Below are 23,352 nucleotides of genomic sequence, written 5' to 3'. Positions count from 1 at the left end.
TAACCTTGTAGAGTACTGCAAGGCACACTTAGTGATCGTGTTTGTAGCCGACACAATTGAACAGTACAACGCAACCCGAATACATGAAGTGCATCAAGCCACGGATCTGCTACAATGCAGCCCGTCGCAAGGTGCGCCAGGCGTAACGGTCCTGCTAGACCGATGCGCAGTGCTTCTTCCAAATTGGCGCTCAAGACTCAGGACTCAAATCCCGAGACTCGAACGCAACCAGTTATGCTTGACGACCATAGCAAGGCGGACCCACTCCTTCCCATCCCGAACAGGACAGTGAAACGCCTTCGCGCCGATGATAGTGGGTGGACACCTGTGAAAGTAGGTCATCGTCAGGCTTTTATACCGCAAAGCCCCTGCAGACTCAGTCTGCAGGGGCTTTGTCTTTGGGGCGACGCGTCGCCCCAAGATCCGGACTAGATCAGTTTCCCGAACTGATTGATCAGCAGGTAGATCGAGAAGCCGCCGTAGAACAGCACGGCCCACAGAATTGCCGCAAAACGGATGCCGCCCAGACCGATGGCGCGCGGCAGCATGCAGCGGTTCAGCTGGATCAGCAGCACTGAATACACGAACATCACCAGGCCGTTCAACGCCGAGGCGATCACCAGCAGCAGCAGCGGCTGGCTGACGCCCGAGAGCAGAATGATGGAGCCGAAGGCCACCATCAGCCAGACCACCAGGAAGTACAAGCGGCTCTCGGTCCAGGTCTCGCTATCGCGCAGCCAGTTGGTCTTGGCGATGTCCGCCACGATCCGGCCGATCATGTCCAGCACGGTCAGGTTGGTCGACAGCAGCACGACCACGCCGGTGAGCCAGAAGGCCGGTCCGGCCCAGCTGCCGACCCGTTCGTTCAGGGTTTCACCCAACAGCCGCACGAAATCGAAGTTCTGCACGGTGCTGCCGACGCCGACATAGAGATAGGCCAGCATCATGAACAGCAGGATGGCGAACAGGCCCAATACGAAGAAGGTCAGGAACTGTTCGCGGTCGGCGACTTTCCACCAGCCGCGCCAGCGCCGCATATTGGCGTCATCCTGGCGAAAGAAATAGCCGATCGAGGCTTGGGTGGTTTCCTGGCCCGTGATGGGCGAGACGATTTTTGGCAGGTGCGCGCCCATGCCCAGGCCTTTGTCGCGCACCCAGTTGGACTGCGCCAGGTTCATGACCCCGCCGGCCCCGGCGAAGGCGATGGCGCCCAGCAGCAGGGCGATAGGCAGCTTGCCGATGGCTTCGGGGATTTTCGGGACCTCGGTCGTGAATCCTGAGACCAGGGCGCCCCAGGTCTGGCCGTTGAGCAGCCCCACGACGATGTAGATCATGAACAGGACGATCAGGGCGACCAGGAAGAACTGGATCTTTTCGACTGTCTGGTAGACCACGGGCGAGATGGTCAGGATGATGCCGATCAGCACCAGCGAGGCGATGGTGATGGGGATCACGGCGCCTTCGGACAGGCCGAAGGCGTAGGTCAGCGCCGTGGAACTGCCGGTGGCCCAGCCGGGCCACATCCAGGGGACGACGGCCATGATGATGAACAGCCAGCTCCAGGGCTTCCACAGCCGCGTGAAGCCCGTGACGGCTGTTTCTCCGGTGGCCAGCGTGTAGCGCGTGATTTCCATGTTCAGGAAATACTGGGTCAGGATGCCGATGGTGGCCAGCCAGACCAGCGCCAGGCCTGTTTGGGTGGAGATATAGGGCCACAGCACGAATTCGCCTGATCCGATCGAACCGGCCAGCAGCAGGACGCTGGGGCCGATGACCTTTTTCATCGGCAGGGGTTCGGGCAGATCGCGGTACGTGGCGGGGGGCAGGTTCCGGCTGCGGATTTCGTCGGCGACCTGGGAAGAGGGGGAGGCAGGACTGACGGCTGGATCGACCATATGCAGGACCTCTTGGAAATAAGGAGGGTCATGATGGTCATGCGATGCAGCCATGGCCACCACCGCGCGCCTGTGCTGTGTTCAGCAAGGCGTCAGCTTATGCTATGGGTCCGGGGGAGCAGGGTCAAGGATGTGATGGGGAAACCAAGGGTTAACCTGTATCGGATTGATCAGGCACGAGTCAGTCCATCGTGGACTGGCTCGTGTCCGGGTTCATCCCCGGCACAGCGCCAGCAGCCGGCTGGTCTCGTGCGCCGGCAGGCCCATGACGCCGCTGTGGCTGCCTGCCTGATGGGCGATCAAGGCCGCCGCGCGACCCTGGATGGCGTAGCCGCCCGCCTTGCCGAAGGGCTCGCTGCTGGCGACGTAGGCGGCGATGTCGGCCTGCGTCAGCGGCTGGAAGCGCACGGTGCTGATGCTGACGGCTTCGTGGAACGCGCCTTGGTGCGCCAGGACCACGGCGGTGTGGACTTCATGATCGCGGCCGGACAGGCGGCGCAGCATTTCGGCGGCGTCGGCCGCGTCGCGCGGTTTGCCCAGCACGTCGCCGTCCAGGATCACCGTGGTGTCGGCGCACAGGATGGGGGCATCCCGCCATGTCGCGGGCCAGTCGGCGGGCAGCGGCTCGGGGCGGCCGCCCGATGCCAGCCAGGCGACTGCGCGTTCGGCCTTGTCCCGCGCGGTGCGGCGGACGTAGTCGGCGGCCGCTTCGCCCGGCAGTTGGGGTTCGTCCTCGCCCTCCGGGGCGGGGACGCGCAGGATGCCGTGGGGAATGCCCAACTGATCCAGGATCTCGTGGCGGCGGGGGCTGGCCGAGGCCAGCAGGATGAAGGACGGCATATCAGCTCACCCGCAGGATCTTCAGGCCGTTGGTGCCGCCGCTGTCGCTGTAGAAGTCGCCCTTGGTCAGGATGATCCAGTCGCCGGCCTGCAACAGACCGCGCTGTCGCAGGATGTCGATGGCGGCTTCGCTGACCTCGGCGGGCGGCAGCGCGGCGGCATCGAAGGGCACGGTGTAGACGCCGCGGAACAGGGCGGCGCGGCGCTGGGTGGCGGGGTGCCGGGTGTAGCAGTAGATGGGCACGCCGGAACGGATGCGCGACATGATGAGCGGGGTGTGGCCGCTTTCGGTCAGGCTGATGATGGCCTTGATGCCGGGGAAGTGATTGGCGGCGTACATGCTGGCCAGGGCGATGGTCTCGTCGCAGCGCGTGAAGGTCTCGCCCAGGCGGTGGCCCGAGCGGATGCTGGTGGGTTCCTGTTCCGCGCCCAGGCAGATCCGCGCCATGGCCTGGACGGCTTCGACGGGATAGTCTCCAGAGGCCGATTCAGCCGACAGCATGACCGCGTCGGTGTAGTCGAGCACCGCATTGGCGACGTCGGACACTTCAGCGCGGGTCGGGATCGGGCTGGCGATCATGGACTCCATCATCTGGGTCGCGGTGATCACCAGCTTGTTCAGGGTGCGGGCGTGCTGGATGATGCGTTTCTGGATGCCGACCAGGCGGGCGTCGCCGATTTCCACGCCCAGGTCGCCCCGGGCCACCATCACGCCGTCGCTGGCGCGGATCAGGTCGTCCAGTGCCGTGTCGTCGGCCACGGCCTCGGCGCGCTCGATCTTGGCGATGATCCAGGCGGGGCTGCCGGCTTCGCGCACGAGCCGGCGCGCCGCCTCGATGTCGGCGCCTTCGCGGGGAAAAGACACCGCGACATAGTCCAGTTCGAGTTCTGCAGCCAGCAGAATGTCCTGGCGGTCCTTGTCGGTCAGGCTGGGGGCCGAGATGCCGCCGCCGCGCCGGTTGATGCCTTTGTTGTTGGACAAGGGGCCGCCGACTTCGACCCGGGTGTGGACGGAGCCCGCGTCGACGGACTCGACACGCAGGATGACCCGGCCGTCGTCCAGCAGCAACTCGTCGCCGGGGATGCAATCCTGGACCAGCGGCGGGTACTCGATGCCGACGATCTGGTCGGTGCCGGCATCCAGGGGGTGTTCGATGGACAGGGTGAAGGCGTCGCCCGGATGCAGTGTGATCGGACCGGCGCTGAAGCGGCCAATGCGGATCTTGGGGCCCTGAAGATCGCCCATCAGCGCGATGTGGCGGTCGTGCCGGGCGGCGATCTCGCGCACCAGCCGGACCCGCTCGCGGTGGTCGTCGGGTTTGCCATGGGAGAAATTCAGCCGGGCCACGTCCAGGCCGGCCAGGATCAGGGCTTCGATGCGTTCCGGGCTGGAGGTCGAGGGTCCCAAGGTGGCGACGATCTTGGTGCGGCGGCGGGCGGTCATGAGGGCGGGTTCCGGTCAGGCCCCGGTCCATGGTGCAAGGACGGCGGGGCGGGTTCGAGGGATTCCAAGCATACCCCACCGCCGCCTGCCGCGCGCCGTCCGCGCCTTCAGTCGCGGTGATAGGGGTGGCCCGTCAGAATGGTCCAGGCGCGGTAGAGCTGTTCGGCCAGCAGGATGCGGACCATGGGGTGCGGCAGCGTCAGCGAGGACAGGCGCAAGGTCTGGCGGGCCGTTTGCTTCAGCGCCGGGTCCAGCCCGTCGGGGCCGCCGATGATGAGGGCGATGTCGCTGCCGCCGCCCCGCCAGGTTTCCAGGTGGTTGGCCAGATCCCGCGTCGTCAGGTCGCGGCCGTGCTCATCCAGGATGACGCGCCAGGCCTGCGCAGGCAGGGCGGCCTCGATGCGCTGGGCCTCGGCGTGCATCAATTGCTGCGCGGTCTTGCCGCTGGTGCGGGGCTCGGGACGGATCTCGTGCAGTTCCAGGGCGCAGTCGCGGGGCATGCGCTTGGCAAAATCCTGCCAGGCGGTCTGGACCCAGGCCGGCATGCGGGTGCCGACGGCATAGACCAGGAGTTTCATGCGGGGGAGCGGGGCTCAGTCTTCGTCTTCGTCGAAGTCCATCGGCTCGCTGGCCTGGGCGGGGCCGGTGGGCAGCAAGCGGACGCGCACCGGCTTGGCTCCCCAGATCTCTTCCAGGTTGTAGTAGCTGCGGATGGCCGGCTGCATGCAGTGCACCACGATATCGCCCAGGTCGACCAGCAGCCATTCGCCGGTATCTTCGCCTTCATACGCGATGACTTCCAGTCCATTCTTTTTGGCCTGGTCGGCGACGTGGCTGGCGATGGAACGGGTCTGGCGGTTGGAGGTGCCGCTGGCGATGATGACGCGGTCGAACAGGCCGGTCAGGCCGGTGGTGTTGAAGACCTTGATGTCCTGGGCCTTGGCGTCTTCCAGGGCGTCGATGACGAGGCGTTGCTGTTTTTGCAGATTCATGGGGTGTGGGGGTCCAGGTAGAGCCGATGGGTGTGGATGTAGTCCAGCACGCGGGGGGGCAGCACCGCGTCGACGGAACGGCCGGCTGCCAGATCCTGCCGGATCGCGGTGGCGGAAATCGGCTGTGGGGTGAAGGGGATCCCGACCAGTCCGTCGGGTGTCAGGGCCTGCGCCAGTTCGGGCGGCGGCGCGACGGGCGTGCCGGGGCGTTCGGCCACCGCCAGCCGGACGTGCTGCAGCAATTCGCGCCAACGGTGCCAGGTGCAGAAATTGGCCAGTTGGTCCGAGCCCAGGATCCAGGTGTAGCGGGCGGTGGCGGGCAGGGCGGCCAGCGTATCGATGGTGTAGGTGACGCCGGCGCGGTGCAGTTCGATGGGGTTGACGCGCAGGCCGGGATCGTCGGCGCAGGCCAGTTCCAGCATGCGCAGCCGATGTTCCGGCGCCGCCCCCAGGCGGCCGCGCTGCCAGGGTCGCGCGGCAGGCAGCAATTCGACGTGTTCCAGCCCCAGGGCATCCCGGGCGGCTTGCGCCAGGGCGATATGGGCCCGGTGGACCGGGTCGAAACTGCCGCCCAGCAGGCCGACCTGGGGGGTTACAGCCATGCGCGCGGCCGCAGGTAGTCGGCCAGGGCCGATTCCGGCGACCCGGGTTCGGGCGTCCAGTCGTAGCGCCATTGGGCGACGGGCGGCATGGACAACAGAATGGATTCGGTGCGCCCGCCCGATTGCAGGCCGAACAGCGTGCCCCGGTCGTAGACCAGGTTGAATTCCACGTAGCGTCCGCGCCGGTAGGCCTGGAAGGCGCGTTCGCGCTCGCCGTAGGGCGTGTCGCGCCGGGCCTGGACGATGGGGGCGTAGGCCGGGATGAAGCAGTTGCCCACCGCCCGGGTCAGGGCGAAGCAGGCGTCGAAGTCCGGGGTGTTCAGGTCGTCGAAGAACAGACCGCCCACGCCGCGGGTTTCGCCGCGGTGGCGCAGCAGGAAGTAGTCATCGCACCAGGCTTTGTAGCGGGGATACTTGTCGTCGCCGAAGGGCGCGACCGCATCGTGGCATACCTGATGGAAATGGCGTGCATCGGATTCGACCGGGTAGTAGGGGGTCAGGTCCAGGCCGCCGCCGAACCAGAAGACGTCGGTGTCGCCGCCCTTGCCGTGGGCAACGAACAGGCGCACGTTCATGTGCGTGGTCGGCACGTGCGGATTGCGCGGATGCAGCACCATGGACACGCCCATGGCTTCCCAGCCGCGTCCGGCCAGTTCAGGCCGGTGGGCGCTGGCCGAGGGCGGCAGGGTGTCGCCGCGCACGTGGCTGAACAGCACGCCGGCGCGTTCGAAGACCGTGCCGTTTTCACAATACCGGGCCAAGCCGCCGCCGCCCTCCGGGCGCGTCCAGGGATCGCGGCCGAAGGCGGCGCCTTCGAGGTCTTCCAGGGACCGGACGATGCGGTCCTGGAGATCGGAAAAGGTGTCGTGGACCAGGGAGACGGGGACGTGCATGTCAGGGTCTATGCGGGGCAATGGTCAATCGTGCCGCTTGCCGGCGGCCAGGGCGCGCCAGCCGATGTCGCGGCGGAACTGGCGGCCTTCGAACTGGGTCTGGTTGACGGCGTCGTAGGCGGCCTGCTGGGCGCGGCGGATGGAGTCGGCCAGCGCCGTGACGCACAACACCCGCCCGCCGCTGGTGCGCAGCGGACCGCCGTCGGTCGTGGTGCCGGCGTGGAAGGTGACGCAATTGTCGGTATCGGGGGCCAGCGCCGTGATCGGGTCGCCCTTGTGGGGGGCGTCGGGGTAGCCGGCTGCGGCCAGCACCACGCCCACGGCGGTGCGCCGGTCCCAATCGATCTCGGCCTGGTCCAGCGTGCCGTCCAGGGCGTGTTCCAACGTTTCGGAAAAATCGCTTTTCACGCGCAGCATGATGGGCTGGGTTTCCGGATCGCCCAGGCGGCAATTGAATTCCAGGACCTTCAGGCTGCGGCTGGCGTCGGGGCCTGGACCGATCATCAGGCCGGCATACAGAAAGCCGGTATAGGGGATGCCGTCGTGCGCCATGCCCTGCATCGTCGGCTGGATGATTTCGCGCATGATGCGGTTGTGCAGGGCCGGAGTGACGATGGGCGCGGGCGAATAGGCGCCCATGCCGCCGGTATTGGGACCCGCGTCGCCGTCCAGCAGGCGCTTGTGGTCCTGGCTGGTGGCCAGCGGCAGGACGTGCTGGCCGTCGCACATGACGATGAAGCTGGCTTCTTCGCCGTCGAGGAACTCCTCGATCACGACGCGGGCGCCGGCTGCGCCGAAGGCGCCGTGTTCGCCCAGCATGTGGTCGATGGCGGCCAGGGCTTCGTCCAGGTCCTGAGCCACGACCACGCCCTTGCCGGCGGCCAGGCCGTCCGCTTTGACGACGATGGGCGCGCCCTGGGCGCGGATGTAGGCGCGGGCCTCGTCGGCGTCGGTGAAGGTGCCGTAGGCGGCGGTGGGAATGGCGTGGCGCACCATGAAGGCTTTGGCGTAGTCCTTCGAGCTTTCGAGCTGGGCGGCGGCCCGGGTGGGGCCGAAGATGCGCAGCCCGGCGGCGCGGAAGGTATCCACGATGCCCGCAGCCAGCGGCGCCTCGGGGCCGACGACGGTGAAGGCGATCTTTTCCCGGCGCGCGAATTCGATCAGGGCGTCGATGTCCTGCAGCGGCAGGTTTTCCAGGGTCGGCGCGCAGTCGGTGCCGCCGTTGCCCGGCGCCACGTAGACCTTGTGCACCCGGGGCGACTGGGACAGGCGCCAGGCCAGGGCGTGTTCGCGGCCGCCGGAGCCGATGACGAGCAGTTTCATTCGGCCTCGTCCAGGACGGCGGTGGTGTAGACCTCCTGGACATCGTCCAGGTCTTCCAGGAGATCGATGATCTTTTGCATCCGCTCGGCGTCCTCGCCGGCGAGCTCGACCTTGGACAGGGCCTTCATGACCACGCCGTGGATCTCGGCCTGCAGGCCGGCGGCGTCGAAAGCCTGTTTCAGGGCGGCGTAGTCGCCGGGTTCGCAGGTGACTTCGATCACGCCTTCTTCGTCGGACTGGACGTCGTCGGCGCCGTTGTCCAGGGCAAGATCCATGACCTGTTCTTCGGACGTGCCCGGGGCGAAGATGAACTGGCCGCAGTGCTTGAACATGAAGACCACGCTGCCGTCCTGGCCCAGATTGCCGCCGTGCTTGGAGAGCGTGTGGCGGACTTCGGACACGGTGCGCTGGCGGTTGTCGGTCATGCAGTCGATGATCAGGGCCGCGCCGCCGATGCCGTAGCCTTCGTAGCGGATTTCTTCGTAGTTGGCGCCGTCGTCCGTGCCGGCCCCGCGCTGGATGGCGCGCAGGACGTTGTCCTTGGGCATATTGGCGGCCATGGCCTTGTCCCAGGCCAGGCGCAGGGCGGGGTTGGCGTCCGGGTCGGGGCCGCCGGCACGGGCGGCCACGGTGATTTCACGGATGATCTTGGTCCAGAGCTTGCCGCGCTTGGCGTCCTGACGCCCTTTGCGGTGCTGGATGTTTGCCCATTTGCTGTGTCCGGCCATGATGTTCGAGTTCAAAGAGGATGCGTTCAAAGAACCTTCGATTTTAACCGCTTGGGCCGAATCAGTCTGCGGCGCTGCGCCGCAGGCCCGCCCAGACGATCGCCCCGATGATGAGGGCGCCGCCCGCCAGCGCGCGCGCCGATGGATATTGGGCGAACAGGAGGGCCGCAAACAGGATGGCGTAGACCGGCTCCAGTGCGATCACGATGCCGGCGGTGCGTGCCTTGAGATGCGCCAGGCTGGACATCATCAGCGCGTGAGGCAGGGCGGTGCAGCACACGCCCAGCGTGAACAGCCAGATCCAGTCCAGGGGCCGCAGCCCCGCGAACTCCGTCAGGCACCAGGGCAGGGTGAGCAGGGCGACGATGCCGTTTTCCCAGCAGGCCAGCTCGCGTGCCGGCAGCAGGCCGACGGCGGTGCGGTTGGCCAGGGTGAACAGGGCGAAGGTCAGGCCCGAAGCGAGCCCCCAGGCCAGGCCGACGGTGGCCTGGTCGCCGAAATCGAAGGACGGCGTGACCAGCGCCAGGCCGGCGGTGACCAGCGCCACCACGACCCATTCGTAGGCCTGGGTGCGCTCCTTGAACAGAAAGCCCTCGAGCAGGGTGATGAAGGCGGGGAAACTGGCGAAGCCCAGGGTGGCGATGGCGATGCCGCCGACCTTCACGGCGACGAAGAAAGTCGTCCAGTGGATGGCCAGCAGGATGCCGGCGGCCAGCAGCACGGGCAGGGCCTGTCGCCGGGGCCGCACCGGCCGGTGGCCGGCGCGGGCCATGAACAGCAGCAGCGTCGCCGAGGCGAACGCAGCGCGTCCCGCCGTGATCAGGGCGGCACCGGCCTGGATCAGTTCGCCAAAAATGCCGGTCAGCCCGAACAGGACGGCGGTGATGTGGATGGCCGTCGTGGCTTGGCGGGAATTCATGCTAGTCTGAATTGGTGTCGAACGGTCAGGCCCGGCGGGGGCCATAGGAGTCCATCGTGGAAAAACTGGAAAAGGCCCGGGTCATCCGGATCCATGGGCATGGCGGCCCCGAACTGATGCAACTGGAGGAAATCGACGTCCCGCCGCCCGCGCCGCACGAGGTCCGCATTCGCCAGAAGGCCGTCGGCCTGAATTTCATCGATATCTATTGTCGCACGGGGCTGTATCCGAACCCGCTGCCGCACGGCCTGGGGTTCGAGGCCGCCGGCGTGGTCGAAGCGGCGGGCGCCGAGGTGCGCCACCTGCATGTGGGCGACCGGGTGGCCTATGGGCAAAGCCCGATCGGCGCCTATGCGGACCTGCGCAATGTGCCGGCTGACCGGGTGGTGCGGATCCCTGTCGGCGTCAGTTTCGAGCAAGCCGCCGCGCTGATGCTCAAGGGCCTGACGGTGCAGTATCTGTTCCGCCAGACCTACCGGCTGCAAGGCAACGAGACGATCCTGTTCCATGCCGCTGCGGGCGGCGTCGGCCTGATCGCCTGCCAGTGGGCCCGGGCGCTGGGCGTGCGCCTGATCGGCACCGCGTCCACCCCGGAAAAGGCCGCATTGGCGCGCCGTCATGGCGCCTGGGAAGTGATCGATTCCTCGCGCGAGGACATCGTCGCCCGGGTCAAGGAACTGACCGGGGGCGGCAAGGTCCCGGTGGTCTACGACGGCGTGGGCAAGAGCACCTGGGAAATCTCGCTGGACTGCCTGCAGCCGCGCGGCCTGATGGTCAGCTTCGGCAACGCGTCCGGCCCGGTCGAGGGCGTGAACCTGGGGGTGCTGGCCGCCAAGGGGTCGCTGTACGTCACCCGGCCGACGGTGGGCTCCTATGTGCCCACCGCCCAGACCATGCAGGCCGCTGCGGACGAACTGTTTGAACTGGTCACGGCCGGCAAGATCGACATCGTCATCGGCCAGCGTTTCCCGCTGGCCGACGCCGCGCGGGCGCACGAGGCCCTGAATTCGCGCGGCACGACGGGCGCGACGGTGCTGACGCTGGATTAAGCCTCCTGGTGGTAGCGCTGCAGGCGCTCGACTTCTTCGCGCGACCCCAGGATGACGCCGATGCGCTGGTGCAAGGCGTCTGGCTGGACGTCCAGGATGCGGCCGGCGCCGTCGATGGCGCGGCCGCCCGCCTGTTCGACCAGGAAGCTCATGGGGTTGGCTTCGTACATCAGGCGCAGTTTGCCCTTGCGTCCTGAAGCGCGGGCGTCGCGGGGGTACATGAAGACCCCGCCGCGCGTCAGGATGCGGTGCACGTCGGCGACCATGGACGCGATCCAGCGCATGTTGTAGTTCTTGCCCAGGGGGCCGGTCTCGCCCTGCAGGCATTCGTCGATGTAGCGGCGCACGGGCGCTTCCCAGTGCCGCATATTGGACATGTTGATGGCGAATTCCGCCGTCTGTTCCGGCAGGCGGATGTTTTCGTGCGTCAACAGCCAGGACCCCATTTCGCGGTCCAGCGTGAAGCCCATGACGCCGGAGCCCACGGTCAGCACCAGCATGGTCTGGGGGCCGTAGATGGCGTAGCCGGCAGCGACCTGGCGAGTGCCGGGCTGCAGAAAGTCTTCTTCCTCGATCTCACGGCCGGCGGCCTCGGCGGGCGCCTGCAGCACGGAGAAGATCGTGCCGATGGACACGTTCACGTCGATGTTCGAGGAGCCATCCAGGGGATCGAACAGCAGCAGGTTCTGACCCTTGGGGTAATGGTTGGGGATGCGGTGGATGGTCTGCATTTCCTCGGAGGCCATGGCCGCCAGGTTGCCGCCCCATTCATTGGCTTCCAGCAGGATTTCGTTGGACAGCACGTCGAGCTTTTTCTGCACTTCGCCCTGGACGTTTTCCGTGCCCAGGCTGCCGAGCACGCCGCCCAGCGCCCCCTTGCTGACGGCGTGGCTGATCGCCTTGCAGGCGCGCGAGACGGTTTCGATCAGCAGGCGGACTTCGGCCGACACGGCTTTGTGTTCGCGCTGCTGTTCGACCAGGTACTGAGTCAAGGTCTTGTATTTCAAGGTGTTCCCCGATGAAAGATAAAAAACGGTATTGGGTGCAGGGCCGCTTGCGCCCGCCTCGGCGGCAAAAACAGACTAAGTCGCAAGCGCCTTGGAGACGATCTCCCGGACGTTGCGTGACAGGTCCGGCGCGTCCAGCACGCGCTGCAGGGCCGCCTGCATGCCGGCGCGGGCGACGGGCTCGTGGCGCGCCCAGTTGTCGAAGGCGCGCGACAGGCGCGCGGCGACTTCCGGGTTCAGGGCGTTGAGCGCCAGCACCTGCTCGGCCCAGAAGTCGTAGCCTTCGGGGGTGTGCAGATTGCCGGGATTGTCCAGGCAGAAGCGGAAGACGACGGCGCGGGCGCGGTTGGGGTTGCGCAGCGAGAAGTCCGGCAAGGCCATCAGGGCGCGGACGCCGGCCACCGTGCAGCCGGGCGCGCCGGCCTGGGCGCCGAACCAGCGGTCCAGCACCAGCGGGTCCTGGCGCCAGCGTGCATGGAAGTCGGCCAGCGGCTCGGCGGCGGCCTGCGGCGCGTGTTGCAGCAGGGCGTTCAGCGCGCCCAGGCTTTCGGTCATGTTGCGGGCCTGGCGGTATTGCGCCAGGGCCTGTTCGGCGGCGTCCGGCGCCTGCCCGGCCAGCAGATGATCCAGGGCCAGGTTGCGCAGGGCGCGGCGGCCGGACGAGACCGGGTCCGGGGAATAGGGGCCGCCGTCGTCGGCCAGGGCGCCATAGGCGGCGCGCCAGGCTTCGGCCAGTTGCGCGCCCAGCGCCTGCCGGGTCCGGGTCCAGGCCGCCACGGCGGCGCGGGGATCCATGGGTTCGCTGCGGTCGATGACTTCGCGCACGGCGGGCAGGGCCAGCAGCCGTGCCCGATAGGCGGGCGACAGGGCCTGATCATTCAGTGCCGTGCGCCAGATGTCCAGCAGCGTGTCCGGTGCCGGTTGCGGGCTGCCGTCGCGGTCGGCCCGCATGCAGGCCTGCAGGTGGCGGTGGGCGGTTTCCTGGACGGCGTCCCAGCGGGCGAAAGGATCCGGGTCGTGGCGTGCCAGCAGGGCCAGATCGTCCGCCGTGCGGTCGGTTTCCAGGATGACGGGGGCGGAGAAGCCGCGCAGCAAGGACAGGATGGGCGCGCGCGGGATGTCCTTCAAGGTCCAGGTCTGGCTGGTCTCGCGCAGTTCCAGAATGACGGTGTCGCGGGCCTCGCCGTCCCACTGCATGGGCATGGGCCGGCCGTCCGCGTCGATCAGGCCCAGCGCGACCGGGATGTGCAGAGGCGGTTTTTCGGCGGGGGGGGATTGCCGGGCCTCCAGGCCTGCGGGCGCGCAGTGTTGTTCCAGCGTGATGCGGCAGGTCCGGGCGGCGGCGTCGTAATCCGAGCGCACCCGCACGCGCGGCGTGCCGGCCTGGGCATACCAGCGGCGGAAGATGGTGAAATCCTGGCCCGGATGCTGTCGGGCGTAGACGGATTCCATGGCGTCGACAAAGGCGTCGCAGGTCACCGCCTGGCCGTCGTGGCGGCGGAAATATTCATCCATGCCGGCACGAAATCCCGCTTCGCCCAGCAGGGTGTGCTGCATGCGGATGACTTCGGCGCCCTTTTCATAGACCGTGGCGGTGTAGAAATTGCCGATTTCCTGGTAGCTGTCCGGCCGGATGGGGTGGGCCATGGGGCCGGCGTCCTCGGGGAACTGGGCCAGCCGCAGGGTGTGCACATCGTCGATGCGCTTGACCGCCCGGGCGCTGGCGGCCTCGGCGGGCGGCAGGCCGTCGGCCAGCATGTCGGCGGAGAATTCCTGATCGCGGAAGACCGTCAGGCCTTCTTTCAAGGACAACTGGAACCAGTCGCGGCAGGTCACGCGGTTGCCGGTCCAGTTGTGAAAGTATTCGTGGCCGATCACGGCCTCGATGCCGCGGTAGGCGGCGTCCGTGGCGGTATCGGGGTCGGCCAGGACATAGGCGGCGTTGAAGACGTTCAGGCCCTTGTTTTCCATCGCGCCCATATTGAAGTCGCGCGCCGCCACCACCATGAAGCGGTCCAGGTCCAGCTCCAGGCCGAAGCGCCGTTCGTCCCAGCGCAGGGCGTTTTCCAGGCAGTCCAGCGCCCAGCGGGTTTGTTCCTGGCAGCCCTTGTCGCTATAGACCTGCAACAGCGCCTCGCGGCCGCCTTGGGTGGTGACGGTGCGTTCGATGCAATCGAAATCCCCCGCGACCAGGGCGAACAGGTAGCTGGGCTTGGGATGGGGGTCGCGCCACAGGGCCTGGTGGCGGCCGTCCGGCAGGCCGGCCTGCTCGATCAGATTGCCGTTGGACAGCAGCAGCGGGTAGGCGGCCGGGTCGGCCCGCAGCAGCACCTCGAAGCGCGCCATCACATCGGGGCGGTCCGGAAACCAGGTGATGCGGCGAAAGCCCTGGGCTTCGCACTGGGTGAACAGATTGCCGCCCGAGACGTACAGGCCCATCAGGCTGGTGTTGTCCGCCGGGCGGCACAGGCTGACGACGCCGACGGTAAACGGCTTGCCGTGTCCCGGCGGGACCAGGCTGAGGGTGTCGTCGGTCAACTGGTATTCGTCGGCGCTCAGCGGCCGGCCGTCGAGGCGGACTTCGATCAGTTCCAGGTCTTCGCCGTGCAGCACCAGCGGGGCGCCCGGCGCCGTGTCCGGGGCGGATTCGAAGCGCAGTTCAGAACGCACCCGGGCGGACTCCGCCGCCAGGTCGAATTCCAGTCGGACCTGGGGCAGCCGGTAGGGGTAGGGGGTGTAATCCTGGCGAAAGATGGTGGGGGCGGTATCCGTGCGCATGAGTCCGTATCCGAAAAGCATTTCTCACGCGTCCATTGTAGTCGCGCTGCCGTTTGTTACGGACTGCCTGGTGTCTGACGAGTCCGAACCGTTTAGAATCAGGATGGGATGTATGAAGGGCAGTGGTATGGATACGGCAGCGACGAGACGCGGATGGGGCCGGTGGTTTTCCGGATTATGTCTGGCTTTGATGCTGGGGGGATGCGCGTCGGTGTTTTCCGCTCAGGTCACGCGCTATCAGCAATGGCCGGAAAATACCCAAGGGGCGACTTATTGGATCGAACCCGACGCGACGCAACGCAATAATCTGCAGTTTCAGACCTATGCCGATACGGTGCGTGCCGCCTTGGGGCCGACGGGATTGGTCGAAGCCCAGTCGGCAGGCGCCGCCCGTTTCACGGTGCATATGGAATACGACAGTCCGCTTGAGCGCGAATGGCGCCAGGAATTTGTCGATCCTTATATGTATCCCGGATTTTATGGGCCGTATGCCGGTTTTCATCATCCCCGCTGGGGTTGGGGGATGGGGCCGGCGATTCAAACCGTCGCGGTCGACGTGTATCGCCTGACTTTATCCGTGCGGATCGATGACCGGGTGCAGCAGGGGCGCGAGGTTTATCGCGCCACGGCGGTGGCGTCCAGCCGGCGCGATCAATTGGGCGCGGCCATGCCTTATCTGGCGCGCGCCCTGTTCGACCGTTTTCCTGGTCGCAATGGCCAGGTGATCGAGGTGCGCTATCCTGTCGAATGAAACCGCTTAGGCGGATTCGGCAGCGATCAGGAAGGAATCGCGCGGGGTGCCGGCGGCTTCTGCGTCGGTGATCCAGCGCGGGGCTTTGCCGCGGCCCGTCCAGGTGGCCTGGGTTTCGGGGTGGCGGTATTTCGGGGCGATCACGCGTTTGGCTGCAGTGCCGGTCTTGCGCGGGGCGGCGCCGGGTGCGCGGCCGGCCGGTTTGCGGCTGAAGGCGGCGACGATTTCTTCCGGGCTGATGTCATATTGGCGCATGGCGCGCACGATCTCGGTGATCTTGGGCTTGCGCTGTTTGGCCTGCAGAGTCTGGATTTTTTTCTGGAGCTTGGCCATTTCTTTTTCGAGACGGGATTTTTCGGTGTTATAGCTGGTACGGGTCATCATGGCTCCGTTTGAGGGGATCGGTGTGGTGGCTGGATTCAAAATGGATTGCATGCGAATGCCGATTTGAATGCCGGCGAGTGATTTTAAACGTATTTCAAGGTATGTGCGCAATATCCGTCATTTCGAACTGTGACCGGAGTGCGGCATTCATTCAATAATCGGGAGCATGCATGAACGGGCAGGACCATTCAATACGGGTCGCAGCGGTGCAGATGGTATCTGGAATGACCGTGGCCGATAATCTGGAACAGGCGGCCGGGGGAATTGAAAAAGCGGTTTCCGGTGGCGCGTCGCTGGTGGCGCTGCCTGAATACTTTTGTTTCATGGGGCGGCACGACACGGATAAACTGCCGCTGGCCGAAACACCGGGCGATGGGCCGATTCAGGCGTTTCTGGCGGATCAGGCGCGGCGCCACGGTATCTGGCTGGTGGGCGGCACGCTGCCCATGCACAGCCCGGACGAGGGCCGGGTGTATAACACCTGCCTGGTTCATGACCCCCAGGGCCGGGTATGCGCCCGGTACGACAAGATTCATCTATTCAGTTTCCAGCGCGGGCAGGAAGCCTATGATGAATCCCGGGCGATTCGCCCCGGGGATGCCTCACCCCAAGTATTCGACATGCCCTTTGGGCGCACGGCGCTGGGGATTTGCTATGACCTGCGTTTTCCCGAGTTTTTCCGGGCTCAGGGTGATGTGCGGCTGATGGTGTTGCCGGCCGCTTTTACCTGGACCACGGGTTCGGTACACTGGGAAGTCCTGTTGCGCGCGCGGGCCATCGAAAACCAGTGTTATGTGCTGGCCAGCGCCCAGGGCGGCACGCATGCCAATGGCCGGCGCACCTGGGGGCATTCGATGTTGATCGATCCCTGGGGTGAAATCCTGGATTGCCTGCCCGAAGGCCCTGGCGTGGCCGCCGGCGTGCTGGAGGCGGACCGGTTGGCTGCGGTGCGGGAATCCCTGCCGGCGCTGCGCCATCGGGTGCTGTGAAAGATAACGTAGGGCCGCGCATGGGCGCGTCCTGATGATTGATGATGAATGGTGTCAGATGAAAATTGTTGAACCCGGCCTGGATGCCCTGAATACTGCCCGGACGCTGTTGCTGGAACCGTGGGGGCTGGATGAATCCCATCTGGCGCGCGCGCTGTCCGATATTCACAGCCATCGGGTCGATTATGCCGATCTGTATTTTCAGTACAGTTGCTCCGAAGGCTGGAGCCTGGAAGAAGGCATCGTCAAGACCGGCAGTTTTTCCATCGACCAGGGCGTGGGCGTGCGCGCCGTCAGCGGCGAGAAAACCGCCTTTGCTTATTCCGACAGCCTGTCGCCGGATGCCCTGATGTCCTCGGCGCGTGCGGTGCGCACCATCGCGCGCCAGGGCGCGGGCCGGACCCGTGTCGATGGGGGCCTGGAGACGCCGCATCATCTGTATCCGGCCGTCAATCCCGTCGATTCGCTGTCCGCGCCGGACAAGGTGGCCCTGCTGGAACGGGTCGAGCGCATGGCGCGCGCCGCCGACCCGGAAATCATCCAGGTCATGGCCGGCCTGGCGGCTGAATATGATGTGATCATGGTGGCCGGCAGCGACGGACGGCTGGTGGCCGATGTGCGCCCCCTGGTGCGCCTGTCCCTGACGGTCATTGCCGAACGCAAGGGACGGCGGGAAATGGGTCACGGCGGCGGGGGCGGACGCACCGGCCTGGCCTATTTCACCGACGAGGTCCTGCGCGGCTACGTCGAGCGCGCCGTGCACGAGGCCCGCGTCAATCTCGAAGCCCGGCCGGCGCCGGCGGGTCAGATGACGGTGGTGCTGGGTTCCGGCTGGCCCGGCATCCTGCTGCACGAGGCGGTCGGCCACGGCCTGGAGGGCGATTTCAACCGCAAGGGCTCCAGCGTGTTTTCCGGCCGCATCGGCGAACGCGTGGCTTCGCGCGGCGTCACGGTGGTGGACGACGGCACGCTGGCGGACCGGCGCGGTTCCCTGAACGTGGACGACGAGGGCCATCCCACCCAGCGCAACGTCCTGATCGAAGACGGCATCCTGCGCGGCTATATGCAGGATTCCATGAACGCCCGCCTGATGAAGCAGGCCCCCACGGGCAACGGGCGGCGCGAATCCTACGCGCACCTGCCCATGCCGCGCATGACCAACACCTATATGCTGGCCGGCCAGGATGACCCGAAGGACATCATCGCTTCGGTGGATCGCGGCTTGTACGCCGTCAACTTCGGCGGCGGCCAGGTGGACATCACCAGCGGCAAGTTCGTGTTCTCGGCGTCCGAGGCCTATATGATCGAGAACGGTCGCGTCACCTATCCCGTCAAGGGCGCCACGCTGATCGGCAGCGGCCCCGAGGCCATGGGCCGCATCGGCATGATCGGCAACGATCTGGCCCTGGATTCCGGGGTCGGCACCTGCGGCAAAGAAGGCCAGAGCGTGCCCGTCGGGGTCGGCATGCCGACCCTGCGCATCGATGGGCTGACCGTGGGCGGGACGGCCTGATTTCGGGGGGGGGCTAGGCCACGGGCCGGCCGAACACCTGGCGCAGATAGGCCAGGAAGGTCTCGTCGGTGCAATGGACCTTGCCGGGGCTGTCGGGCAGCTTGGCGGTCGGCATGCCGTTGCATTCGAACAGCTTCATGACGATGCTCAGCGGCCGGGGTCCCAGGTCGTTGGTCAGGTTGGTGCCGATCCCGAAGGCCGGCTGCACGCGGTCGGCGAAGTGGCGGTGCAGTTCCAGCGCGCGCGGCAGGTCCAGCCCGTCCGAAAACACAAAACGCTTGCTGGCCGGGTCGAGACGCAGCGACCGGTAATGGGCGATCGCCTGTTCGCCCCAGGCGAGCGGATCGCCTGAATCGTGGCGCAGCCCGTCGAACAGCTTGGCGAAATACAGATCGAAATCCGCCAGGAAGGCGTCCATGCCCACCACGTCGGTCAGGGCGATGCCCAGGTCGCCCCGGTATTCCTGCACCCAGTCTTCCAGCGCGGCGCGCTGGAAGTCGCGCAGCCGGACTTTGCCGAAGGCCTGGTAGGACTGCAGGTATTCGTGCGCCATGGTGCCCACCGGCGTCACATCATAGGTGCGGGCCAGATGCACGTTCGAGGTCCCGGTGACATATTGCGGCACGTCCTGGCGCAGCCGTTGCAGGACTTCTTCCTGCCAGGCGCGGGAAAACCGTCGACGCGTGCCGAAATCTGAAATCTGCAGGGGAAAGCGCCGTGCCGGTTCGCGGCTGAAATCCCGCAGCAGGGTGATCTTGTCCTGCAGCCGGCGGCGGCCCTCCGCCAGCACGTCCGGGGTCTGGTCACGGCGGAAATACAGTTCGTTGACGATGGCCAGGACAAAAACCTCGAAGGCCATGACATGGACTTGCGGGCCGCTCGCCACGATCTCCAGCGCATCGCCTTGGGTCGAGACCTGGATGAAATGGCGCTGGAAGTGGAACAGCGACAGGAAATCGACGAAATCGGACTTGATGTAGCGCAGTCCGCGCAGATAGGCCAGTTCCGCCGGCAGGAAGCGCAGGGTGCACAGATGATCGAGCTGCCGCTCGATTTCCGGCGCCAGTGCCGACAGGGGATGCGCCGGGCGTTCGCGGCAGATGAAGCGGTATTCGGCCTGCGCGGCCGGATGCCGGTGCAGCATGGCCTGCCACATCGTGAATTTATACAGATCGGTATCCAGCAGGGATTCGATCACGGGAACGAAGGATTCAGTCGGCATGCCTGGGGGATCTCTGAATAAGTCGAGCGGAAAGCGGGCGCTGCGGATCGGGATGGGATGCAAGGCGCGAACCGCAGCGATAGCCGTAGCTATCGCGAGGATGAGCAACACAGCAGACCGCCCGAGACCGCAGATGAACGCGACGTGAGGACTTGTTCAGAGATCCCCAAGCGGACAGGGGTGGACAATGCGGTCCATGTTACCGGATTCCGGGGCGGGGGCCGGAGTATAAGGGGAGGGGATTCGGGTCGCGGTCCGACGTGTCGCCAACATCGGGCGTTGATCGATAGGCTATGTTTTATAGCAAAAAAGAGATATCATGATGACGTGGCATGTAGAGGTTCTGCCAGCGGCCGAGACAGAATTGTTGATGCTGCCTGCTGATCAGCAAGCCAAGTTTCTGTGGATCAGTGAACTGCTTGAAGAGTTCGGTCCCTATAAAGTGGGTTTGCCTCATGTGCGGTTCGTTGAAGGCAAGCTCTGGGAAATGCGTTTGACGGGGCGGGATGGTATTGCCCGTGCGCTTTATATTGCACGCACCGGGCAGGTGCTGGCCATGTTGCACGTGTTCGTGAAGAAGACACAGAAAACGCCACGCAAAGCGATAGATACCGCACTGGCTCGTTTGCAGGAGATTGAAAAATGAAAGACCTGTCCCGGATCAAGGCCCGGATGTTGGCTGATCCCGGCACGCGTGCTGAATATGACGCGCAGGGGCCAGAGTTTGCCATTGCCCGCGAACTGATCAGTGCTCGTGTGCGTGCCGGCTTGACGCAAGATCAGGTGGCCGACCGGATGCATACGACGCAGTCCACGATTGCCCGGCTGGAAAGTGGCCGCACTTTGCCGTCCATGCGTACCCTTGCGCGTTATGCAGAAGCGACTGGTACTCGTCCGATCATTAAACTCGAGGTGCTGTCCTGCTGATGTTGAGGGTTTTACCGGAAACACCGGAAAAATAAAAAGCGGCCTTGCGAAATGATCGCAAAGCCGCATGAATACTGGTGCCGGCTAGAGGAGTCGAACCCCCGACCTTCTCATTACGAATGAGCTGCTCTACCAACTGAGCTAAGCCGGCGACGGCGGATGTGAAAACGTCCTGCCGAATCTGGTGGCCAAGCACATTTGTGCTCAGCACCAAAGCCAGCCATTGTACATGAATTTTTCTGTAAGTTGGCAGCCTGTTGCCAGCGGGTGTCGGACAGGAAATGGAGCTCTGTCTGCGCAGGACAGGACGCCGTCATAATACGCACATCCGATATTCTGCAGGACGAGGTCGCAATGAGCTGGGTTCAGGGACTGATGGTGGCGGCGGCTGTGCTGCCGTACGGGGCCGCGCTGGCGGCCAAGGCGGGGGGACGACGGTTCGATAATGATGATCCGCGCCCCTGGCTGGCCGCCCAGCAGGGCTGGCGGTCGCGCGCCAATGCGGCGCAGGCGAATCTGTTCGAGGGGCTGCCGTTCTTCTATGCGGCCGTGCTGTATGCCCTGCATGCCGATGCCCAGCCGGAGCGGCTGGCCGGCTTGATGGGGGCCTGGGTGGCCCTGCGGGTGTTGTTCGTGCTGGCCTACGTCCTGGGGCGCGGCACGGTGCGCTCGATCATCTGGGGGGCGGCGCTGGTGGTGAATCTGATGATTCTGTGGGCTTGATCTCCCGCTGCAGCCCCTGCTGGTGCTGGGCGATGGCGTCGGGAAACAGGTCCCAGCAGGCCATGCACAGCGCGGCGAACAGCGGGCCGATGACAAAGCCGTTCAGGCCGAACACCGACATGCCGCCCAGGGTGGAGATCAGCACGATGTAGTCGGGCAGCTTGGTGTCCTTGCCCACCAGGATGGGGCGCAGCAGATTGTCCAGCAGGCCGATGACCAGCACGCCGAACAGGATCAGGACGATCCCCTGCCACAAGGCGCCGGTGACCAGGAAATAGATGGCGACCGGGCCCCAGATCAGCGAGGCGCCGACGGCCGGCAGCAGGGACAGAAAGGCCATCGTGACCCCCCAGAACAGGGATCCCTGGATGCCCAGAAAGGTGAACATCAGGCCGCCCAGCAGGCCCTGGGTGGCGGCGATGACGATGTTGCCCTTGACCGTGGCGCGCACCACGGTGGCGAACTTCTGAAACAGCCCTTGGCGGTGCGAGTCTTCCAGCGGAATCAGGCGCTTGAGTCTGGGCACCATGTCGGCGCCGTCGCGCAGCAGGAAGAACAGCAGATACAGCATGATGCCCATGCCGACCACGAACTGGAGGGTGTTCTGGCCGACGTTGACGGCCTGCTTGGCCAGGAGCTGGCTGACCTGCAGGGCGCCGGCGGACAGTTTTTCACGGATGCTGAGCAGATCGCCCAGGCCGAAGGAATCCAGCCAGCCATGCACGGAGGGCGGCAGGGCGGCGACGACCTGCTCGTAGTAGCCGCCCAGATTCAACTGGCCGGAATTGATGCGCGAGTACAGCCCCGCGACTTCGTTGGCCAGTGAGGCGGCGATGAACAGCATCGGCAGAATCACGATCAGGGTGATGCACAGCAGCGTCAGAAAGGCCGCCAGGCTGGGGCTGCGCCCGCCCATGAGGTGCAGCAGGCGCCGCTGCATGGGGCTGAAGATGACCGCCAGCACGCCGCCCCAGAAGATCGCCGCATAAAAGGGCATCAGGATGCTGATGAAGGCAATCGAGACGGCGGCCAGCAGCAGCAGGAAACTGCGAAAGTGCAGGGTGGGCATGGTTGGACTGTATGTCTGGGGCGTCAGTGGCGCCGGGTGTTATGGATGCGATAGGCGATGATGCCGATGATCAGCGCCGCCAGCGGCGTGCCGGCCAGCAGGGCCGTGCGGGGCGGCAGCTCGAATCCCAGCGTGAGGACGCCCTGGTACAGCAGTTTGAACAGGCTGAACAGATAATAGCTGATGGCGATGATGGACAGGCCTTCCACCGCCTTCTGGATCTTGATCTGGGTTTCGGCGCGGGTGCTCAGGTTGTACAGGATCTGGCTGTTCTGCTCCTCCATCTCGACCTGGACGCGGGCCTGCAGCAGATTGCTCAGGTGGGAAACCGCGCTGCCGATGCGGCCCAGGCGCTGGTCGGTGGAGGCGCAGTAGCGCACCGTGGGGCGAAAGCGCTGGGCGATGAAGGTGCCCAGTTGCTGGCAGTCGCCGGTGCGGCTTTCGTGCAGTTCCGCGATGCGCTCGAACACCAGTTCGGCATAGGCCTCGGTGGCGCTGAAGCGCAGCCGCGTGCGCGCGCTGGTCTGCGTGATCCGGGCCGACAGGCGGGTGATGCGTTCCAGCAGGGCCTTGATGTCCTGAGGCTCGGCGCGGGCGTTGGCGTCGGACAGGGTGGCCAGTTCCTGTTCGTACTGGCGCAGTTCGCCGCCCAGGTCGCGGGCGACGGGCAGGGTCAGGGATGCCATCAGGCGGTAGGTCTCGACTTCGAGCAGCCGGCGCACCATGCGGCCCAGCCGCCGGTTGTCGAACGCCCGGTTGAGCACCAGCATGCGATTCAGTCCGTTGCCGTTCAGGCGCAGGTCGCTCCAGACAGTGGCCTTGCCGTCGTCCAGGTTGGAGCCGACCGGATCCTTGAGACCGTAGTCGTCGATCGATCCGCGCCAGGTGGCCTCGGATTCCACGCAGACCTGGACGGCGTTGATCAGCAGGGCGCTGTGGACCTCGGCGACCTCAGCCAGGACGGACGGCAGGGCGGCCCAGGGGACGGGCTGGGCGCCGGGCATCACCAGGGTCAGGGTCAGGAATTCGGTGTGGCGTTCCCATTTCAACCGCGCGCCGCCCACGGGGAATTCGCCCTGGGGCAGGGCGGGGTCCGCCAGCGCGACGTGCCGGTCGCACAGCGAGCGGACGATGGCCTCCGCCGCCTCGTGCTCGTCGAGGAAAGCCAGGTGAAAGACCTGCGCCGGCGCGTCGAAATACATCGAGGGGCGGGCGTGCAGCTCGTTGTGCAGGGCGTTGCGGTGCGGGTGCATGCGGTGGACAGGAGGGAAACGGAAAAGGAACCCAGTGTATCGGAAGTACCC

23 protein-coding genes, 1 tRNA gene and 1 rRNA gene are annotated in these 23,352 nt (G+C 65.9%); 8 read left to right on the top strand and 17 right to left on the bottom strand.

Going from position 1 to position 23,352, the window contains the following annotated elements; all coding sequences use genetic code 11:
* The first annotated feature begins 237 nt into the window (after positions 1–237).
* Positions 238–350 (top strand): 5S ribosomal RNA (rrf, locus tag ACFO0J_RS08230).
* 78 nt (positions 351–428) lie between these two features.
* Here rrf and ACFO0J_RS08225 read toward each other — a convergent pair.
* The 10 genes from ACFO0J_RS08225 to ACFO0J_RS08180 form a co-directional block, all read right to left on the bottom strand.
* Positions 429–1,949, bottom strand: coding sequence for an Nramp family divalent metal transporter (locus ACFO0J_RS08225; RefSeq protein WP_376812583.1), 1,521 nt, complete (start codon positions 1,947–1,949; stop codon positions 429–431).
* Between the two features lie 159 nt (positions 1,950–2,108).
* Positions 2,109–2,735, bottom strand: a complete 627-nt coding sequence (locus tag ACFO0J_RS08220; RefSeq protein ID WP_376812582.1) for a Maf family protein — start codon at positions 2,733–2,735, stop codon at positions 2,109–2,111.
* Between the two features lies 1 nt (position 2,736).
* Positions 2,737–4,179, bottom strand: a complete 1,443-nt coding sequence (pyk, locus tag ACFO0J_RS08215) for a pyruvate kinase (protein WP_376812581.1) — start codon at positions 4,177–4,179, stop codon at positions 2,737–2,739.
* 107 nt (positions 4,180–4,286) lie between these two features.
* Positions 4,287–4,757: a 23S rRNA (pseudouridine(1915)-N(3))-methyltransferase RlmH gene (gene rlmH / locus ACFO0J_RS08210; RefSeq protein ID WP_376812580.1), complete on the bottom strand. Its 471-nt coding sequence runs from the start codon at positions 4,755–4,757 to the stop codon at positions 4,287–4,289.
* Between the two features lie 15 nt (positions 4,758–4,772).
* Positions 4,773–5,171, bottom strand: coding sequence for a ribosome silencing factor (gene rsfS, locus ACFO0J_RS08205; RefSeq protein WP_376812579.1), 399 nt, complete (start codon positions 5,169–5,171; stop codon positions 4,773–4,775).
* Positions 5,168–5,773: a nicotinate (nicotinamide) nucleotide adenylyltransferase gene (gene nadD / locus ACFO0J_RS08200; protein WP_376812578.1), complete on the bottom strand. Its 606-nt coding sequence runs from the start codon at positions 5,771–5,773 to the stop codon at positions 5,168–5,170. Before nadD ends, rsfS begins: the two co-directional genes overlap by 4 nt.
* A complete protein-coding gene (gene hemF / locus ACFO0J_RS08195) occupies positions 5,764–6,666 on the bottom strand; it encodes an oxygen-dependent coproporphyrinogen oxidase (protein WP_376812577.1) in 903 nt (300 codons plus the stop codon). Before hemF ends, nadD begins: the two co-directional genes overlap by 10 nt.
* Positions 6,667–6,690: 24 nt before the next feature.
* The gene (gene purD / locus ACFO0J_RS08190) at positions 6,691–7,989 is read right to left on the bottom strand and encodes a phosphoribosylamine--glycine ligase (protein WP_376812576.1); all 1,299 of its coding nucleotides are present in this window, start codon (positions 7,987–7,989) and stop codon (positions 6,691–6,693) included.
* Positions 7,986–8,717, bottom strand: coding sequence for a YebC/PmpR family DNA-binding transcriptional regulator (locus ACFO0J_RS08185; protein WP_376812593.1), 732 nt, complete (start codon positions 8,715–8,717; stop codon positions 7,986–7,988). The genes purD and ACFO0J_RS08185 overlap by 4 nt, the downstream gene beginning before the upstream one ends.
* 61 nt (positions 8,718–8,778) lie before the next feature.
* The gene (locus ACFO0J_RS08180) at positions 8,779–9,636 is read right to left on the bottom strand and encodes a DMT family transporter (RefSeq protein WP_376812575.1); all 858 of its coding nucleotides are present in this window, start codon (positions 9,634–9,636) and stop codon (positions 8,779–8,781) included.
* A 53-nt stretch (positions 9,637–9,689) separates the two neighbouring features.
* On the opposite strand from ACFO0J_RS08180, the gene ACFO0J_RS08175 reads away from it, so the two are divergent.
* Positions 9,690–10,685 (top strand): quinone oxidoreductase family protein, encoded by a 996-nt coding sequence (locus ACFO0J_RS08175; protein WP_376812592.1) that lies wholly within the window; start codon positions 9,690–9,692, stop codon positions 10,683–10,685.
* Here the strand turns inward: ACFO0J_RS08175 and ACFO0J_RS08170 are convergent.
* Together ACFO0J_RS08170 and pepN are read right to left on the bottom strand one after the other, a co-directional pair.
* Positions 10,682–11,692, bottom strand: coding sequence for a class 1 fructose-bisphosphatase (locus ACFO0J_RS08170; RefSeq protein ID WP_376812574.1), 1,011 nt, complete (start codon positions 11,690–11,692; stop codon positions 10,682–10,684). The two genes, ACFO0J_RS08175 and ACFO0J_RS08170, sit on opposite strands and share 4 nt — an antisense overlap.
* A 75-nt stretch (positions 11,693–11,767) precedes the next feature.
* Positions 11,768–14,470: an aminopeptidase N gene (gene pepN / locus ACFO0J_RS08165; protein WP_376812573.1), complete on the bottom strand. Its 2,703-nt coding sequence runs from the start codon at positions 14,468–14,470 to the stop codon at positions 11,768–11,770.
* Between the two features lie 112 nt (positions 14,471–14,582).
* Here pepN and ACFO0J_RS08160 point away from each other — a divergent pair, with 112 nt between their 5' ends.
* Positions 14,583–15,221 (top strand): DUF4136 domain-containing protein, encoded by a 639-nt coding sequence (locus ACFO0J_RS08160; RefSeq protein WP_376812572.1) that lies wholly within the window; start codon positions 14,583–14,585, stop codon positions 15,219–15,221.
* 6 nt (positions 15,222–15,227) lie between these two features.
* Here the strand turns inward: ACFO0J_RS08160 and ACFO0J_RS08155 are convergent, their stop codons facing one another.
* Complete coding sequence (locus ACFO0J_RS08155) at positions 15,228–15,602, bottom strand: H-NS histone family protein (protein WP_376812591.1); 375 nt, start codon at positions 15,600–15,602, stop codon at positions 15,228–15,230.
* Positions 15,603–15,775: 173 nt separating this feature from the next.
* On the opposite strand from ACFO0J_RS08155, the gene ACFO0J_RS08150 reads away from it, so the two are divergent.
* Positions 15,776–16,594 (top strand): carbon-nitrogen hydrolase family protein, encoded by an 819-nt coding sequence (locus ACFO0J_RS08150; protein ID WP_376812571.1) that lies wholly within the window; start codon positions 15,776–15,778, stop codon positions 16,592–16,594.
* 58 nt (positions 16,595–16,652) lie between these two features.
* Complete coding sequence (gene tldD / locus ACFO0J_RS08145; RefSeq protein ID WP_376812570.1) at positions 16,653–18,107, top strand: metalloprotease TldD; 1,455 nt, start codon at positions 16,653–16,655, stop codon at positions 18,105–18,107.
* Between the two features lie 13 nt (positions 18,108–18,120).
* On the opposite strand, the gene pncB is transcribed toward tldD, so the two are convergent.
* Entirely contained in the window at positions 18,121–19,329 is a 1,209-nt protein-coding gene (gene pncB / locus ACFO0J_RS08140) for a nicotinate phosphoribosyltransferase (RefSeq protein WP_376812569.1), read from the bottom strand.
* 319 nt (positions 19,330–19,648) lie between these two features.
* On the opposite strand from pncB, the gene ACFO0J_RS08135 reads away from it, so the two are divergent.
* Together ACFO0J_RS08135 and ACFO0J_RS08130 are read left to right on the top strand one after the other, a co-directional pair.
* On the top strand, positions 19,649–19,975 hold the full coding sequence (locus tag ACFO0J_RS08135) for a type II toxin-antitoxin system RelE/ParE family toxin (RefSeq protein WP_376812568.1): 327 nt from the start codon (positions 19,649–19,651) through the stop codon (positions 19,973–19,975).
* Positions 19,972–20,256, top strand: coding sequence for a helix-turn-helix transcriptional regulator (locus ACFO0J_RS08130; RefSeq protein WP_376812567.1), 285 nt, complete (start codon positions 19,972–19,974; stop codon positions 20,254–20,256). Before ACFO0J_RS08135 ends, ACFO0J_RS08130 begins: the two co-directional genes overlap by 4 nt.
* 75 nt (positions 20,257–20,331) lie before the next feature.
* On the opposite strand, the gene ACFO0J_RS08125 is transcribed toward ACFO0J_RS08130, so the two are convergent.
* A tRNA-Thr gene (locus ACFO0J_RS08125) sits at positions 20,332–20,407 on the bottom strand.
* A 203-nt stretch (positions 20,408–20,610) separates the two neighbouring features.
* Here ACFO0J_RS08125 and ACFO0J_RS08120 point away from each other — a divergent pair.
* Positions 20,611–20,979 (top strand): MAPEG family protein, encoded by a 369-nt coding sequence (locus tag ACFO0J_RS08120; protein ID WP_376812566.1) that lies wholly within the window; start codon positions 20,611–20,613, stop codon positions 20,977–20,979.
* On the opposite strand, the gene ACFO0J_RS08115 is transcribed toward ACFO0J_RS08120, so the two are convergent.
* Together ACFO0J_RS08115 and ACFO0J_RS08110 are read right to left on the bottom strand one after the other, a co-directional pair.
* Positions 20,930–22,048 (bottom strand): AI-2E family transporter, encoded by a 1,119-nt coding sequence (locus ACFO0J_RS08115; RefSeq protein WP_376812565.1) that lies wholly within the window; start codon positions 22,046–22,048, stop codon positions 20,930–20,932. The two genes, ACFO0J_RS08120 and ACFO0J_RS08115, sit on opposite strands and share 50 nt — an antisense overlap.
* Before the next feature lie 23 nt (positions 22,049–22,071).
* Complete coding sequence (locus ACFO0J_RS08110; protein ID WP_376812564.1) at positions 22,072–23,301, bottom strand: DUF3422 domain-containing protein; 1,230 nt, start codon at positions 23,299–23,301, stop codon at positions 22,072–22,074.
* Positions 23,302–23,352 lie beyond the last annotated feature (51 nt).

Origin of the sequence: Castellaniella hirudinis, from assembly GCF_042651965.1 — a bacterium.
Lineage (GTDB): Bacteria > Pseudomonadota > Gammaproteobacteria > Burkholderiales > Burkholderiaceae_B > Castellaniella > Castellaniella hirudinis.
The sequence above is the reverse complement of the archived record's forward strand: the minus strand, read 5'-3'. Positions and strand labels throughout refer to the sequence as shown.